14 protein-coding genes are annotated in these 15,670 nt (G+C 42.6%); 7 read left to right on the top strand and 7 right to left on the bottom strand.

The features are described 5' to 3' along the window. The first annotated feature begins 12 nt into the window (after positions 1-12). From nosZ to RIH33_RS09175, 6 genes are all read left to right on the top strand, one after another. A complete protein-coding gene (gene nosZ, locus RIH33_RS09200) occupies positions 13-1,971 on the top strand; it encodes a Sec-dependent nitrous-oxide reductase (protein ID WP_406652207.1) in 1,959 nt (652 codons plus the stop codon). 90 nt (positions 1,972-2,061) lie between these two features. Further along, positions 2,062-3,129 (top strand): nitrous oxide reductase accessory protein NosL, encoded by a 1,068-nt coding sequence (locus RIH33_RS09195; protein ID WP_406652206.1) that lies wholly within the window; start codon positions 2,062-2,064, stop codon positions 3,127-3,129. Between the two features lie 6 nt (positions 3,130-3,135). After that, positions 3,136-4,542, top strand: a complete 1,407-nt coding sequence (locus tag RIH33_RS09190; protein ID WP_406652204.1) for a nitrous oxide reductase accessory protein NosL — start codon at positions 3,136-3,138, stop codon at positions 4,540-4,542. A gap of 33 nt (positions 4,543-4,575) precedes the next feature. Next, positions 4,576-5,790 (top strand): nitrous oxide reductase family maturation protein NosD, encoded by a 1,215-nt coding sequence (locus RIH33_RS09185; RefSeq protein WP_406652203.1) that lies wholly within the window; start codon positions 4,576-4,578, stop codon positions 5,788-5,790. Continuing rightward, positions 5,787-6,485 carry an ABC transporter ATP-binding protein gene (locus tag RIH33_RS09180; protein WP_406652201.1) on the top strand — a complete coding sequence of 233 codons (699 nt, stop codon included), beginning with the start codon at positions 5,787-5,789 and terminating at the stop codon, positions 6,483-6,485. The genes RIH33_RS09185 and RIH33_RS09180 overlap by 4 nt, the downstream gene beginning before the upstream one ends. Then, complete coding sequence (locus RIH33_RS09175) at positions 6,482-7,264, top strand: ABC transporter permease (protein WP_406652199.1); 783 nt, start codon at positions 6,482-6,484, stop codon at positions 7,262-7,264. Before RIH33_RS09180 ends, RIH33_RS09175 begins: the two co-directional genes overlap by 4 nt. A 410-nt stretch (positions 7,265-7,674) precedes the next feature. Here RIH33_RS09175 and RIH33_RS09170 read toward each other — a convergent pair whose 3' ends face one another. Beyond that, positions 7,675-8,463 carry a hypothetical protein gene (locus RIH33_RS09170; protein ID WP_406652198.1) on the bottom strand — a complete coding sequence of 263 codons (789 nt, stop codon included), beginning with the start codon at positions 8,461-8,463 and terminating at the stop codon, positions 7,675-7,677. 220 nt (positions 8,464-8,683) lie between these two features. Here RIH33_RS09170 and RIH33_RS09165 point away from each other — a divergent pair, with 220 nt between their 5' ends. Continuing rightward, entirely contained in the window at positions 8,684-9,763 is a 1,080-nt protein-coding gene (locus tag RIH33_RS09165; protein WP_406652197.1) for a DNA methyltransferase, read from the top strand. On the opposite strand, the gene RIH33_RS09160 is transcribed toward RIH33_RS09165, so the two are convergent. The 6 genes from RIH33_RS09160 to RIH33_RS09135 form a co-directional block, all read right to left on the bottom strand. Then, positions 9,749-10,636 carry a hypothetical protein gene (locus tag RIH33_RS09160; protein WP_406652196.1) on the bottom strand — a complete coding sequence of 296 codons (888 nt, stop codon included), beginning with the start codon at positions 10,634-10,636 and terminating at the stop codon, positions 9,749-9,751. The genes RIH33_RS09165 and RIH33_RS09160 overlap by 15 nt on opposite strands. Positions 10,637-10,942: 306 nt before the next feature. Beyond that, complete coding sequence (locus RIH33_RS09155) at positions 10,943-11,458, bottom strand: hypothetical protein (RefSeq protein WP_406652195.1); 516 nt, start codon at positions 11,456-11,458, stop codon at positions 10,943-10,945. A 280-nt stretch (positions 11,459-11,738) separates the two neighbouring features. After that, entirely contained in the window at positions 11,739-11,945 is a 207-nt protein-coding gene (locus RIH33_RS09150; RefSeq protein WP_406652194.1) for a hypothetical protein, read from the bottom strand. Between the two features lie 354 nt (positions 11,946-12,299). Continuing rightward, positions 12,300-12,860, bottom strand: a complete 561-nt coding sequence (locus tag RIH33_RS09145) for a hypothetical protein (RefSeq protein ID WP_406652192.1) — start codon at positions 12,858-12,860, stop codon at positions 12,300-12,302. Between the two features lie 716 nt (positions 12,861-13,576). Then, positions 13,577-14,032, bottom strand: a complete 456-nt coding sequence (locus RIH33_RS09140; RefSeq protein WP_406652191.1) for a hypothetical protein — start codon at positions 14,030-14,032, stop codon at positions 13,577-13,579. Between the two features lie 324 nt (positions 14,033-14,356). Continuing rightward, the gene (locus RIH33_RS09135; RefSeq protein WP_406652190.1) at positions 14,357-14,764 is read right to left on the bottom strand and encodes a hypothetical protein; all 408 of its coding nucleotides are present in this window, start codon (positions 14,762-14,764) and stop codon (positions 14,357-14,359) included. Positions 14,765-15,670: the final 906 nt, after the last annotated feature.

The raw sequence follows: 15,670 nt of genomic DNA, 5'->3' as shown, positions 1-15,670 counted from the left end.
CAAGAGATTAAAATGAAAACTATATCAATATTATTCAATGTTTTTGTCATTGGTGCCCTCCTGTTGATCACCTCGTGTGGCCAATCAGGCAGTAATGGCAAGAGTGCGCTGAGCAGCAATATGGCTGAGAAAGTATATATAGCGCCGGGCGAAAGGGATGCGCAGTATGCCTTTTTATCTGGCGGATACAGTGGCAACCTGACCGTGTATGGGCTGCCATCAGGCAGGATGTTCAAAGAAATCCCTGTCTTTTCTCAGTTTCCCACCTCAGGATACGGGTATTCAGAGGAGACCAAACCAATGTTAAACACTTCGTTTGGTTTTGTACCATGGGATGATCTGCACCACCCGGACATCTCACAGACAAATGGTGAACTGGACGGCAGGTGGATTTTTGCCAATGGCAACAACACACCACGAATTGCAAGAATCAGTCTGAGTACGTTTGAAACTGAGGAAATCATAGAAGTACCTAACAGTGCAGGTAACCACAGTTCTTCTTTTATCACTGAGAATACCGAGTATGTAGTGGCAGGAACACGTTTTTCTGTTCCGGTACCTCAAAGGGACATGCCCATAAGTGAGTACAAGAGTAATTTCAAAGGCGCCCTGACTTTCATATCTGTGGAGCCAGAGCATGGGCACATGGATATAAAATTTCAACTCTTAATGCCGGGATTCAACTATGACTTATCCCACCCGGGAAGGGATAAATCTCACGGCTGGTTTTTCTTTTCTACCTACAACACAGAGGAGGCAAACACCCTGCTGGAAGTAAACGCTTCGCAAAATGATAAGGATTTTATAGCGGCGGTAAACTGGAAAATGATAGAAGCTTACGTCAACAACGGAGGAGGCAAGAAAATGCCCGCCCGGTATGCTCATAATGTGTATGATGAATCTACACACACAGCCACTTCTACTATGAAAACGGAGGTGTTGACTGTAGACCCCTCAGAGGTGCCTGGAGCGGTATATTTATTGCCAACACCTAAATCACCACACGGGTGCGACGTGGATCCTACAGGCCAGTACATTATTGGCTCAGGTAAGCTTTCAGCGGATCTCACCGTTCACTCATTTGATAAAATGCTCGCGGCTATTGAAGCCAAAAAGTTTGATGGCGACGCCTACGGCATTCCGATTTTGAATTACCAGGATGTGCTGGCGGGTACAGTAAGCAGTGGTGGCCTGGGCCCATTGCACACCGAGTTTGATGGTCGGGGCAACGCCTATACTACCTTCTTTATCTCTTCAGAAGTGGTAAAGTGGAAATTGGGAACCTGGGAGGTTATTGACAGAAAACCTACCTACTACTCTGTGGGGCACTTGATGATACCAGGAGGAAACTCCCGAAAACCGCATGGCAAGTACCTGGTAGCCATGAACAAGATCACGAAAGATCGATACCTGCCTACAGGGCCTGAAATGGAACACTCTGCGCAGATATACGATATCACCGGAGAGAAAATGGAGCTGTTGTATGATTTTCCCACTCACGGTGAACCTCACTATGCAGCAGGGTGTGATGCTGAGCTTTTGGTGAACAACTCCAGGAAAATCTATCGACTGGATGAAAACAATCACCCTTATGCCATAAAGAGCCCTGCCGAAGCGAGGGTGGAAAGAACGGGAAATGAGGTGCACATTTACATGTCTACCATCAGAAGCCATTTTACACCTGACAATATTGAAGGTATCAAAGTCGGTGATAAGGTCTACTTCCACATCACCAATCACGAGCAAGACTTTGATGTGCCACACGGTTTTTCTATGATCGGTCAGGGGACCTCAGAGATACTGATCATGCCTGGTCAAACCAAAACCTCGCTGTGGGAGCCTAAGCGTGTAGGCGTATGGCCATTCTACTGTACAGATTTTTGCTCTGCACTGCACCAGGAAATGCAAGGTTACGTGCGAGTTTCTCCGGCAGATTCCAATCTGGAATTGAGCTGGTCTTTAGATGATTGATTAAAGAGCTAGTGGTTAAAATCAACAATTCCGTTGGTTTTAACCACTTCTTTTCAGCATACCATAAGTACTTGCAAAAAGATAAGCAAAATGAAAAAGGCAAGCATATTAATGATTATTGGCAGCATGATGTTGTTGGGGCTGTTCATTTTTCCCATGTGGAACATCCGACTGGGAGCACCACAATATCCTGATCCGCTGGGCATAGACATTCATGTGAATGGACTGAAGGGTGAAAGTGAGTTTGATATCCAGAATATTGATGGTCTGAACCACTATATCGGTATGAAAACGCTGCCCAAACCCGAAGAGATGTGGGAGTTTTCTGTCTTTCCGAAAGTGGTATTGGCTATGGCCGCTCTCGGAGTATTGATAGGAGTGCTGGGCTACCTCGGTAAAATACGGCCGATTTGGTTTTTCATTTGGTTTCTCCTCATGGGCACACTGGGAGCGCTTGGTATCTACGATTTTAACCTGTGGCTGGTGGCATATGGTACTGACCTGGACCCCAATGCCATCTTAAAACTGGTCAACCCTGACGGGACACCCATGCAATACAATCCACCGTTGATTGGACACAAAAAACTGCTCAATTTCGATGCTTTTTCCTATCCCAGAATGGGCGGAATACTACTGGGAATAGGTATGATGCTGACTGCTGTGGCTTACTTTATCGGTAAAAAATCACAATCTAAAAACAATTCAAGGGCAATGAAAAACCCGGGAATTGCCCTGATGATTTTCCTTGTTTCGCTATTTGTCACTTCTTGCCACTCAGGTCCGGAACCAATTCATTACGGTGAGGACGCTTGTGATTTTTGCAGGATGACCATTGTGGATAAACAGCACGCCGCGCAAGTGGTGACGGAGAAAGGTCGCGTTTATAAGTATGATGCTATTGAGTGTATGCTCAATGATCTGAAGGATTGGGACCGACCGGCCATAAAATATCACCTTGTAGCGGACTATCAGAATCCCGGCCAACTCACCGATGCGTTAAAAGCCAGCTACCTTATTACGGATAAGATTCCAAGTCCTATGGGTGCATATTTAACTGCTTTTGCAACCACCCAATCCAGAGCTAAAATCCATGATTCGGTTGGTGGACAGACCCTGGAATGGCCTCTTCTTCAAAACAAATTTGAAATATCAAACTAAAAAGTCATGATTCGTTACTTGGTTTTACTGATGTATCTGATGGGCACTGTGGGTTTTGCTCAAAGGGTGAATATTGATAAGGATTTGTGCAAACACTGTGGTATGCTGATCAGAGATGGGCGCTTTGTGGCGCTGGCAGTGGATGCTGAAAAGGAAACACAAACCTTCGATGCGATCGAATGTCTGGTGAATTATTTGAAAGTGCATGATGAAGTGTCTTTCAGCCAACTTTGGGTTGCGGACTACTCCAGATCCAATGAGTGGATAGCCGCAAAAGAGGCTTTCTACCTGGAGAGTAGTGCCATACCTAGCCCAATGGGTGCTTACTTGTCTGCCTATCCGGATCGGCAGGAGGCGCAAAAAATCCAGAAACAGAAAGGAGGGGATATTTTCACATGGACTGAGCTCCTGCAGAGGTTTGAAGGTTCGAGATTTGGTGTGCTCAATCATCCGGACCACCATCATCGCGGAGATGCCTATGGTCCCATTGGCATAATGGGCGATCATGTGCATCATAGTGGAGGCTGGATGGTCAGTGTACGGTCGATGCAAATGCAGATGAGCGGAAATCAGGCAGGAACGAAATCAATAAGCAATGAGGAAGTTTATGCGCAATACCATGCCGCCCCGCAGCAGATGTGGATGAGCATGTACATGCTGGGTGTGATGTACGCCCCTACGGATCAATTGACCCTCGCTGTGATGCAATCGCTGATATGCCGCGAGATGGACATGAATGCCATGGACCATGAGATGATGTCCATGTCAGAAATGAGCTATCAAACCAAAAGCTTTGGGTTGGGAGATCTTAAGCTTTCGGCACTATACAGCCTGATTGCTAAGGCTGGATCGTCCTTTCACCTCAATATTGGGATAAGCCTGCCTACAGGTGCTTACGATCAGTCGGATGACACACCAATGTCTGACCATATGAGGCTGCCCTATGCCATGCAAATTGGCTCAGGGACCCCGGATCTGAATCTTGGAGCAACGTATAAAGTGGCCTTTGACAAGACCAGTGTGGGCGTTCAGCCCATGGCGCTGCTAAGAATCGGAGAAAATAGATCTTCATGCCGGTTGGGTCATCAGTATCGCCTGAACGGCTGGTTTTCTTATACTCCGGCGAGTTGGTTAGCCTTGGTGGGTCGGACAGAGCTTATCCTCCAACAGAGCTTATCAGGGATCGATCCTGAGTTGAACCCGATGATGTCTCCACCGGCCAATGTGGAGAATTATGGCAGTGAGCAAGTCAATGCTTTCGCAGGCGTCAATATTGGTTTCCCCACGGCTGTCAACTCTTTAAAAAAGCTAAAACTAGGCCTGGAACTGGGAACTCCGATTTATCGAAGTGTTAGGGGGATTCAAATGAAGGAATCCTTTACCTTCAACTCCGGGATCAGGTACATGCTTTAATCACAAAACCACATGAGACTAAAACGGTGTGTAATGCTAGTTATCTTATTCACTTCTCTGGTGAGCCGTGCCTCTGTAACGTCGGTTTGTGGTGATTGTGAGATCACCAGTGTAGCAGAGGCGATAAGATCTGCTGGCGCAAAAGATACGGTGAGGGTTCAGCGTGGTAAATACATCTGTAAGAACCTGACGATCGACAAACCCATCACATTGATTGGAGATCCGGGAGCTATCCTCGATGGTGACAATGAAAGCTATGTGCTCAGGTTAATGGCGGATAGCATTGTGGTGTCCGGCTTCATCATCACCAACTCAGGCAGGAGCTACACTAAAGATTTTGCTGCGGTATATGCTTATAATACTTCTGGCATCAGGATAGAAAACAATCAAGTGAGTTTGTCATTTTTTGGGCTGCTGATAGAGAAATCCACTGGCGCAACCATACGAGGCAACAAAGTGACAGGCACGGCCAGTCAGGAAGATCAGTCCGGCAATGGAATTCATCTCTGGAATTGTGATCACATGTACATTGAGTCAAATGAAGTAAGTGGTATGCGAGATGGAATTTATCTGGAGTTTGTAGATGAGAGCCATGTAATTGATAACCATACACATTTTAACGTTCGGTATGGTTTGCACTTTATGTTTTCAAATCATGATGAGTATAGGGGCAACACTTTTCAGAACAATGGAGCCGGGGTGGCGGTAATGTTTTCCAAATGGATCAGAATGGAGCAAAACCGGTTCATTGACAACTGGGGGGCAGCCTCTTATGGGCTGCTGCTCAAAGAGATTTATGATGGTGAGGTGCGTAACAATATTTTTCAGGAAAATACCATCGGGGTATATGTGGATGGATCGTCCAGGGTAACATACTCTGGAAATACCTTCAAACAAAATGGATGGGCCGTAAAGGTTTCGGGAGGATGCTATGCCAATTCATTTACACTCAACAACTTTATTGGCAACTCCTTTGATGTGTCTTACAACTCCAAAATGAACGACAACACCTTCAACGGTAACTTTTGGAGTGACTATAGTGGCTATGACCTGGACAAGGATGGGAATGGAGATGTACCCTACCGCCCGGTGAAGCTGTTCTCCTATGTGGTAAATAAAACTCCGGAGACCATAGTTTTACTCAGAAGCCTTTTTGTGGACCTCATCAATTTTTCGGAGAAAGTTTCTCCGGCTTTTACGCCAGCCGACCTGGTAGATCAAACACCTTCAATGAGCAAATTCAGATGATTGCAGTGACAAATATTAGGAAATCCTTTGGCAGCCTTCAGGTGCTGAAAGACCTCACTTTTGAGATCCGCGGGGGTGGCATAGTTGCCATTCTGGGGCCAAATGGTTCGGGAAAAACCACATTTTTGAAGATTTTGCTGGGGATGGTGATTCCTGATGGAGGCAATATTTCTTATCAGCAACAAGACATTGCCAGGTCTCATGCCTATAGAAAGCATATCGGCTACCTGCCACAGATTGCCCGTTTCCCGGATAACCTGAAGGTGCGGGAGATACTTGGGATGATCGCTGATATACGCAATGAACCGGCCAGCCCGGAACCACTGATTGAACTCTTTGGGATGGAGAAATTTATGGATAAGAAGCTGGGAGATTTGTCGGGAGGTACCAGGCAGAAGGTTAATATAGTATTGACCTTTATGTTTGATTCCCCGGTGATCATACTGGACGAACCCACGGCGGGTCTTGATCCGGTCTCACTGATCAAATTGAAGGAACTGATCAACAAGGAAAAGGCCAGGGGTAAGCTCATTTTGATCACTTCTCACATTATGAGTTTGGTAGAGGAGCTGGCCGATGAAGTGGTGTTTTTGCTGGAAGGCAGTATCTACTTCAAAGGAACCGTCGCGGACCTCAAATCCGAAACGGACAGTGAGGATTTAGAACACGCGATAGCAAGAATTCTGGAACCATGATCAAGATTTTAAAATATAGTTTTTCGGATTTGACGCGGAGCAGGTGGAGTTTTATCTACCTGGGTTTTTACCTGCTACTTGGGGTTGTGCTCCTTTTTCTCAACAATGATTTGTCCAAGGGCATCATCACTTTGATGAACGTGATCGTGGTGCTTACTCCGATGATAGGGACCATCTTCGGGGTGATGTATTTTTATAATTCCAGAGAGTTTACGGAGCTTTTGCTTGCTCAGCCTGTGAAGCGTTCGGTTATCTTTCTGGGGCAGTATTTGGGGATTTCCATTTCATTGTCATTAAGCCTGATTATAGGGTTGGGGGTTCCTTTTTTGGCCTACGGCCTTTTTCGCTCTGGCGAAATAGCCAACTTTATACTGTTACTCATTTCCGGTACCTTCCTGACCTTCATCTTCGTGGCCCTTGCTATTTGTATTGCTTTGTTCAATTCTAATAAGATAAAGGGGTTTGGCTATGCCATACTGATGTGGTTGTTTTTTGCGGTGATTTATGATGGTTTGGTGCTGCTATCGATGATGGTTTTTGCAGACTACCCTCTGGACAATTTTGCGCTGATTGCGAGCTTTCTGAATCCAATTGATCTGTCCAGAATCATGATTTTGCTGAAGTTAGATATTTCGGCATTGCTGGGTTACACGGGGGCTTTGTTTCAGCGGTTTTTTGGCACTCATCTGGGGCTAATTGCGTCCTGGTGCATGCTTTTGATTTGGATCATAGCTCCTACGGTTCTGTTGATACAGAAAGCTCAAAGGAAGAATTTTTGAAGTTCTTAATTTCCACACTTTTGTGTAGATCAGCAACGGTTGAGTACTCCTTGATGGTTTCTAAACCTACTTTGGTTTTGGTTTTTGCAGGGTATAGTAGCAGTAGTAAAGAGAGGAGCACCTTATCAGGATAGAATTGTACTAAAAAAAGGCGAAATGGCTTGATTTTACCAGAGATATCGCCCAGCTATGGCGCTGTGGCCTCCGAGCTTAATTAATTCTGATAAAAGTAGCTTATCTGCCGTGCCTGACTAAGGGGTGCATTCAAAGTATTAGATACGCACTGCGCCATGCTGATTAAAAACTCCGGCGAGCAGAAGATAGTAGAAAGCACTTCAAGTTCTTGGCGGCAGATAAGCGGGATGTTGTGCAGGCACTTTGCAGATGGCTAAGTAAGGCCATGCGCCATATCATTTGTTATCGGCTTTTTTCTCATTTAAAATTAACCATCGGAAAAAATCCTTTCCTTTAGATGTTAACCGAGCTACCTTGATATTATTTGGTGCAGATTCAATTAATCCGAACGCCTGAGCTTCAGGGACATTACCCAGGTCTCGCTTTAAAATGAGTTCTTCTTCTAGAAGTCGAAAACCAGTTTTGATGAATGAATTTATTTTTCCCGATTTTGATAATTGTTCAAACTCCTCGTTATCAGTTGATTTAGTTGCTTTTTTTCGTTCGCGTTGAACTAGTTCCTTCGCAGGTTCCAGAACTTTCTCTTGTGCCTGTTGTGCAGCTGCCCTATAATTTTCAACCTCTTGAGTTAATATTTTTATTTCTTCATTTTTTGTATCGAGCAACTTGTCAAATTTCTCTTCTTGGCTTCTAATTTCCTCTCTCAACGCAATTGATTTTTCTATTGAAAGAAGCTGTTTGTTTTCAATTAGATTTCTCTTGTCTGTTCTCCATTTTTTAAACAATAAGCTTAGATAGTACGCTCCATTTGATGCGAATGGCATTACTGTTAATAAAAAAATAGATGTTAGAATTGGAAATGTAATTAGATCATGAATATTTAGGTAGTTGTCAGAAATGAATTTAAGCTTCGTTACTTCCAAGCTGGATTCGCTTACGAAAAACGTCAAATAAACAATCTCCCAGTTCCAAATTATCCATGAGATTATTAGCGTTCCATATAAAGGACTACTTACTCGTTCATAAAGAGTGGCATTGATTGACTGACGTAATTCTGATATCATATCGCTTTAGTCTGTTGACCTTTATTGCCGATAACGACCAGCTAAAATCCGTAGGCTGGACATCTGTAAATATCGGGAAAGTATCTTATCCCACCAACCTTGGCAAGTACCTTGGTAAGCCTATGGATTTTAGCATTTGTTAGTCATTGTGCTTTTTTATTTTCATTAATCTTGTTAATATTGATGCGTAATGTTGTATAAGGTTGTGTAATCTTTAGCTATGTCAAAATACCTATCCGTTAGTGAAGCCGCTGAGAAGTTAAACGTTAATTCCGAAACGTTGAGACGCTGGGATAAGTCAGGCAAATTTAAAAGTTCTAGGCATCCAATTAACAATTATAGAGTTTACAGTGAAGATCAGGTTATTTCCCTAGTTGAAGAGATGCAAATGGAAATTACCTACCGCAAGAAGGATGTTTCCGCAAATAAGTATGAGGCATATTTTCAAACGGGACTTGGAAGGCTTTACAATGCTGATTCTTTAGAATTTTTGCAAACTTTAGAGCCGGCTTCTGTTGATCTCATATTTGCAGACCCACCATACAACATTAAAAAAGCTGAATGGGATTCGTTTTCTTCTCAAAAGGAATATGTGGAGTGGAGTTTAGAATGGATAACTGAATCAAGTAGAATTCTAAAGAGTACTGGTTCACTTTACATCTGTGGATTCTCTGAGATTTTGGCTGATATCAAATGGGCATCAGCGCACTTGTTCAAAGGATGTAAGTGGTTGGTATGGTTCTATCGTAATAAGGCAAATTTGGGGAATGATTGGGGCAGGTCTCACGAAAGTATTTTGCACTTAAGAAAATCCAAAGAATTCAAATTTAGGATTGATGAAGTTAGAATACCTTACAATGAACACACCCTGAAATATCCTGTTAGACCTCAGGCGGAATCTTCTCAATATTCAAGAGGAAAGAAAAATGTCAAAAAATATGTTTGGGAGCCACATCCATTAGGTGCAAAACCAAAGGATGTGCTTGAAATCCCAACCATATCGAATGGGTCATGGGAGCGCTATGAACATGAGACTCAAAAACCAGTTGAACTGTTAAGAAAAGCCATTCTATCCTCAACGGATAAGGGGGATTTGGTTTTAGATCCTTTTGGGGGATCAGGTTCAACTTTTGCTGTTGCTGAGGCTTATGAAAGAAAGTGGATTGGAATTGAAAAGGAAACCTCTTATTGTGATATTATCTCAGAGAGACTTTCAAATTCAGATCACATTACCAGAATTAGAAGTGAGGTTGATACAAGGGAGTCTCAAAAAAGAAGAAAGAAATTAAGAGGCGAGTAATCTCCAAACATCCTGAGTGATCAAATTTGAAAAGGATTTCATGTATTTATTGTAAGGTTCCTTTTTAGCATTAGGTGGAGGGTCTAGATAGTAAACACCCTCCAGTTCGGTCAAAAAGTTACTGTACACCATGAAAAGACCGGAAACTAGAGTGAAGCTGATGTTATCCTCTTCCTTTCTCTGAACATCGTTAAGGAAAATACCAATCACTTTTTGATCATGTTTGACAAAGCGTTCAAGTAAAATTTTGTCGATGAACATCTTTCCCATTCTATCTTTAGAGGTGGTTTTGACAGAAACAACAATTTCCTTTTTGTCCAATGATTTTGAGGTTGATTTTACCTTGTCAAAAGGTGAGAGGATAAGATCGTTTTCACATTTATATACCTTCTGTCCTTCATCTGTTTCATATGGAATTTGAAGGACAGTTTTCTTGTTGGAAACACCAATTTCGGTGAAAACGCATTTAATCAATTCCTCAAACCTGTTGCCAACATGTTTTCTTGCACTATTTGGATTAACTAATAAATCTAATCCAGCACCTATTGATTGTTGAATGGTATAGAGGGTTTGGTCTATGACAAGTAACTCATCATTTGAGAAATTTCGTTCCCCATTTTTTATGCGTAGAAGAATGGTCAAAAATGCCTGATACTTGACTTCAAAATCATTAGAGTCATGAACGAAAAATTTGAGATTGATTGGTCTAATGAATTTTCGGACACCAGCTTGTTCGTTAAGGTAAATTCTGTAATCTCCTTTATCTTTTTGGTTAGTTATAACTGCTGGCAGATAATTCAAGATGCTCTTGGTTAGAAATACGAACTCAGAAAGGTTGTTTTTCTTCTCTTGTAAATCTGCGTCAAGTGCCATTTGTCCTTTTTGTCGCTAATCTAAGGTTTTGTCATTTGGAAAGCCAATCGTTCCAAATAAAAAGGCATTATGACTAACGCCAAGCTAGCAGGTGTGCGCCCACCCTTGGCAAAAAGCACTAAACTAATGAATCTGCCGGTGCTCACAAAGTATCCACAAAGCACTGCGTCAAGAAAGAGAAAAATCCTGCGAACTGCACTCAGCAGAAAGAACTGACTTTCCCAGCGGCAGATTCATGGTGAAGTTCACACAAAAGCCAACAAAGAAGCAGTTTGGCGCATAACTGCTAGCGACTGTTATGTACTGCTATTTCCCCATTAGCTTATCCTTGAGTTCCTTCGTTGAGAATGTCAGTTCGTAAATCCATTCGGGCTGGCTGCTGTTTGGGAGAAAGTCCTCAGTTAGTTCGACACAGACAAAATATGAGTGATTAGGGGCATAAATGAAGAATTCGTCACCATCAAGTTCGATGATGTCGATCCAGTGTCCCACTAGTTCTGACTTAGGAAGTTTGACTAATCCGAAGTTCAAATTCATCATAAAAATGAAAGCATATCGACCTTCAATCTTATCCACCAGATTTCGGATAATTTCGGTGATAGAGTTTGTGTTCTTTTTCGGGGTTTGGAAAGTAAAGTCTGGAGTTGAACCTGGCCAGTCGTCATGTTTGCTCTGGAGTTCATCTGATAATTCAAAGTCAAGAACCTCAACCATTTCAGGATCGATAATTGAGGTTATGCGAGTTAAGAAGTCCGATTTCTTGGATTTTCGTTCGGCCGTCCACCTTAATTCTGCGATTCGCTCTTGTCTTTGTTTGTTCATGAGGTTCTACATATTGCAGAAGTGGTACATAACGCCCATGTATGAGGCGTGTGCTCACACTTGGCTAATACCTGCAAAATAGTGAAGTCTGCCGGTGCTTCCAAAGTTTGTAGAAAGCAGTGCGTTCAGAAAGTGAAAAAATCCCGCACTCTTAAGATTCTAAACAGCACAAATCTTGCCCGGCGGCAGACTCACGGTCAAGTCCCGATGCAGTTTGTAGAAAGCACGTATGCACATGCCTTCATACATAATGTTATGGCTCTGTTATTTTGTTCTCAGTTCAGCGGTTGAAGATATATGCGTATAAACCAACTGTTAGAAAGCCAGCGATGATTATAAGCCAAGAGAAAACCCTGGTTAAAGTGTTGTCCCACGATGTTCCTTTGATTTGCTCATAGATTGCTTCGTACTGCTGTTGGTAAAGAGTTCCGAAAAGAGTAATCACCACTCCAATGCCAGCTATTCCAATTGTCAGTTCAGTGTTCATTCGTTCACCCGTTAGTTGAAAGTTCGTAAAGACAATTGCAGTTGTTAGCAAGAGGCTAAGGGAGCATCCAACCAATCCAGATGCAGTTAAATGAGGGATATCGTTCGAGTAATTACCGTCCTTATAGTAGGTGTTGTAGATGTGGAAGTAGAGGATTCGGAAAAATTTCATGCTTGCAGATATGAGCCATAACGTCTAGCTATGATGAGTGGGGATTATAAAGCACTAACCTTTCGTCCCGCACATAGCCACGCCTTGATTTAAATTTAAAACTTGTGGCGGACTTTCCAATCCCCACAAAAATATCTTGACCGATAAAACCCCATTCATTCATCAGCGTTTGTTGTGGAGCGTTTAGTAGTTTATTCCTCGTCTTCCTGTTCGCTCGAAATACTCATAGCTGATCAAAGTGAGTATTGAATCCTCACTAAGTTCGTACTCAGTTGATAACTCTGAAAGCCCACTGCTCTTTAGTCTAAATAGTTGTTCAAGCAGATTCTTTCGTTGTTCGTTCAAAAAATCTTCGCTCCATTGAGCATTCAAAAACCTGTCTGTGAATATTGCTCCTTTATAGGTTGTGTCGTTTAAGAGTACTTCAGCACGAAACGAGTATTTCTTGTGTTCGGAGGTAACGTTAATAAGTGTTCCAGAGTCAAGCGTGATGAATCTATCTCGATCATCAAGTTCAATAACTGTTGTTGTGTCAGAAGGAAAAACTAGCAAAGGCAATTCAGATTTCAGTCTGACCGTATCTCCAGGTTCGTAATAAAATTCAGGAACATAGTTTTTACCTATGGCATCTCCCCAAGAGTTGAAATGTAGTAGAAGGTAGTCGTCAAAAACTTGTTGTTGTACCGTCTTACTTGGTTCTTCACAGGCTGCTAAAACAATTAAAAGTATGATGAATTTTCTCATGAGCATTTTTCTACTTCCGTTCGCATTCGATGAAAAAGTCAACAGTTAGTTCATCCGTTGACTCCTGCTTTATTGTGTATTGGACAAATGCATCTTCCTCAGACTCTCTAAATTCAACCGCTGTTGTTTCTCCATTAGAGTTAGTCTGTTTATGAGTTCGTTGAGTCTTACCAATTTTTCCAAAAAGTTTGTAATATCCCATATATGTTCGTTGGAATTTTTCAGTATCACCCGTGCTACAAACACCGTCTGGGTTAATGTTCGGTTGTCGTTTTAAGTCAACTCCCATCCCTTCGAGAATTTTGAAAAGTCGTAGATCCATATTTGTAACAACGTTCTCAAAATGTTTACACTCTTCGCAGTTGCAATTCTCTGATATTCGAGGGAGTTCTCTGTAAAAGTCGATTGTTCTGTCGACTTCTACAAAAACGCGACATTGTCCTATTTGAAAGTTACCTGCGTTCATGCTATGCTCCACAACGATCAGATATGGCGCTGTGGCCTCCGAGCTTAATTAATTCCGATAAAAGTAGCTTATCTGCCGGTGCATTCAAAGTTTCAGATACGCACTGCGCCATGAAGATCAAAATCTCCCACGAGCAGAAGGTAGTAGAAAGCACATCAGTTTCTTGGCGGCTGATAAGCGGAATGTTAAGCAGACTCTTGGCAGATGGCTAAGTAAGGCCATGCGCCCATATCGTCTGTTAGTTTTCGTTTTAATTTCGTTTGCGTTCCCAGAAACTATTTGGGATAAAAACCATTACTACAAGTACAGTTCCAAAGAATATTAAAACGATTTTCAAGCTGAAAAATCGATCGTCTTCATCAGATGGATGTCGAATCTTCAGTTTGAGTTCAGATGTTAATCCCGTTAGTGATAGGTCAACTGAGTTAGCTTTCTTGTTGACAATCAAACCTTCTTCAAAGAGATAATAATCTTCATATTTTGATTCCTTGTCCAGAAGTATTGGATAGTACTCAGTTGAGCAGTTCGTTTGAAAAAGGTTGTAGGTTCCTTTGCCTGAATATTGTCGTTCAACTACTCTAGTGATTTCGCAGTTAGAGAGTTCGGCTTGATAGAAAGTCTCAAGTTCGAGCCTTGTCCGTTTAAGCATATCGTTAGAGTAAATCATGACAGTAGCAACCACCATGACAATGAAAATAGCTGCCATGTTAAGTAGTTTCTTCGGTCCAAATGTCATAGTTGTGAGAATTGTGCGATATGCAGATAATGAAAACTAACGCCCAGATATGACGCTGTGGCCTCCGAGCTATTTTAATACCGATAAAAGTAGCTTATCTGCCGGTGTGATCAAAGTATCAGACTGGCACTGAGTTATGAAGATTAAAATCTCCCACGAGCAGAAGCAGGTAGAAAGCACCACAGGTTCTTGGCGGTAGATAAGCGGGATGTTTTGCAGACTCTTGGCAGATAACTAAGTAAGGCCATGCGTCCATATCGTTTGTTGGCATCCGTCATTTGTTTGTCCGTTCGGTTAGTCTAACCAAGATGCAATTTTCGATACTACAACAGATACTAATACTGGAATTAGGAAGATTACTCCACTCACAAATGACCAGTATCGTTGACGTTCGTCAAATACGAGATAGTTCAGCGGAATTAGAACAATACCTACCAGAATGTATGTTAGCCAGAGATTTCTGTTAAATGTTTTATTTCGGATCAGTACAAAAATTAGTTCAATTGCCATCCAAACAAACATGAATCCAGTAGTTAAGAGTAAAGAAATACTTGTTGCACGTTCCCAGCCTCCGTTATAGAAAAAAATAGCTTCAGCAATTAAAATCAATCCCAAGTATAAGTAAGTTGAAACGTCTTGAAGTCTCTTCTTTGCTCTATCATTGAGATATTCGATGTAGTTACCTGTATTGATAGTTTTCATGCTCTGCGCAATGGATGCCAACGACCAGCTATCGGGCGTATGTCCCACAGCTGGTGAATAGCACTAAAGTAGTGAAATCTGCCGCGCCCGGCAAGGGGAAGCTCACAACGGTTCCAAATTGCACTGCGTTCCGAAAGTCAAAAACTCCTGCGAGCAGAAGTAAGTAGAAAGCACCACCGTATCTCAGCGGCAGATTCACGGACGAGTTACACTGAAACTGGCCAGAAAGCACCAAGACATATGCCCGATCAGCGTCTGTTATCTACAGGGTTTTTCCGTTCCGAAGATTCCTTGTTCGTATGCTTGTTGAAGTAGTTCGGGCTGTTTGGCGAGGTACTTTCTTCGTCTCCGTTGGTTCTTCCTGTACGACCGATGACAGTAGTTGCCTGCGTACATTAGGAGAACGTTAACTGTATTGCAGTTAGGTTGTAGTTCGACCGTTTGCCACTCCATTCCAAGCCATCCGACAAGAATCTTGGTTGTTTTTGATGGCACTTCGAATTCAAATGTTCCGTTCATTTCAGTTGTTCCCAAGACAACCGTGTCCATGCTATAGATGTCAACTCTAGGCAACAGTTCCATATCTGCGCTAACTATCGTTCCTGAAATTGTTCGTGTCTGCGCAACACAAATGTTGGTAAGTATGATGGTTGTTAATATGGTGAGAGTTGATTTCATTGTTCGTTCGAATCTACGTCCAGCAGATCCTTGTAGATAACGACCAGCTATCGGGCGTATGTCCCAAAGCTAGTGAATGGCACTAATGTAGTGAAATCTGCCGCGCCCGGCAAGGGGAAGCTCACAACGGTTCAGAGTGGCACTGCGTTCTGTAAGTCCAAAACCCTGCGAGCGAAAGTCAGTAGAAAGCACTGCCGTATCTCAGCGGCAGATATCACGGTCGAGTTG

The sequence above is a fragment of the Marinoscillum sp. genome (genome assembly GCF_040222955.1).
GTDB lineage: Bacteria > Bacteroidota > Bacteroidia > Cytophagales > Cyclobacteriaceae > Marinoscillum.
The sequence above is the reverse complement of the archived record's forward strand: the minus strand, read 5'-3'. Positions and strand labels throughout refer to the sequence as shown.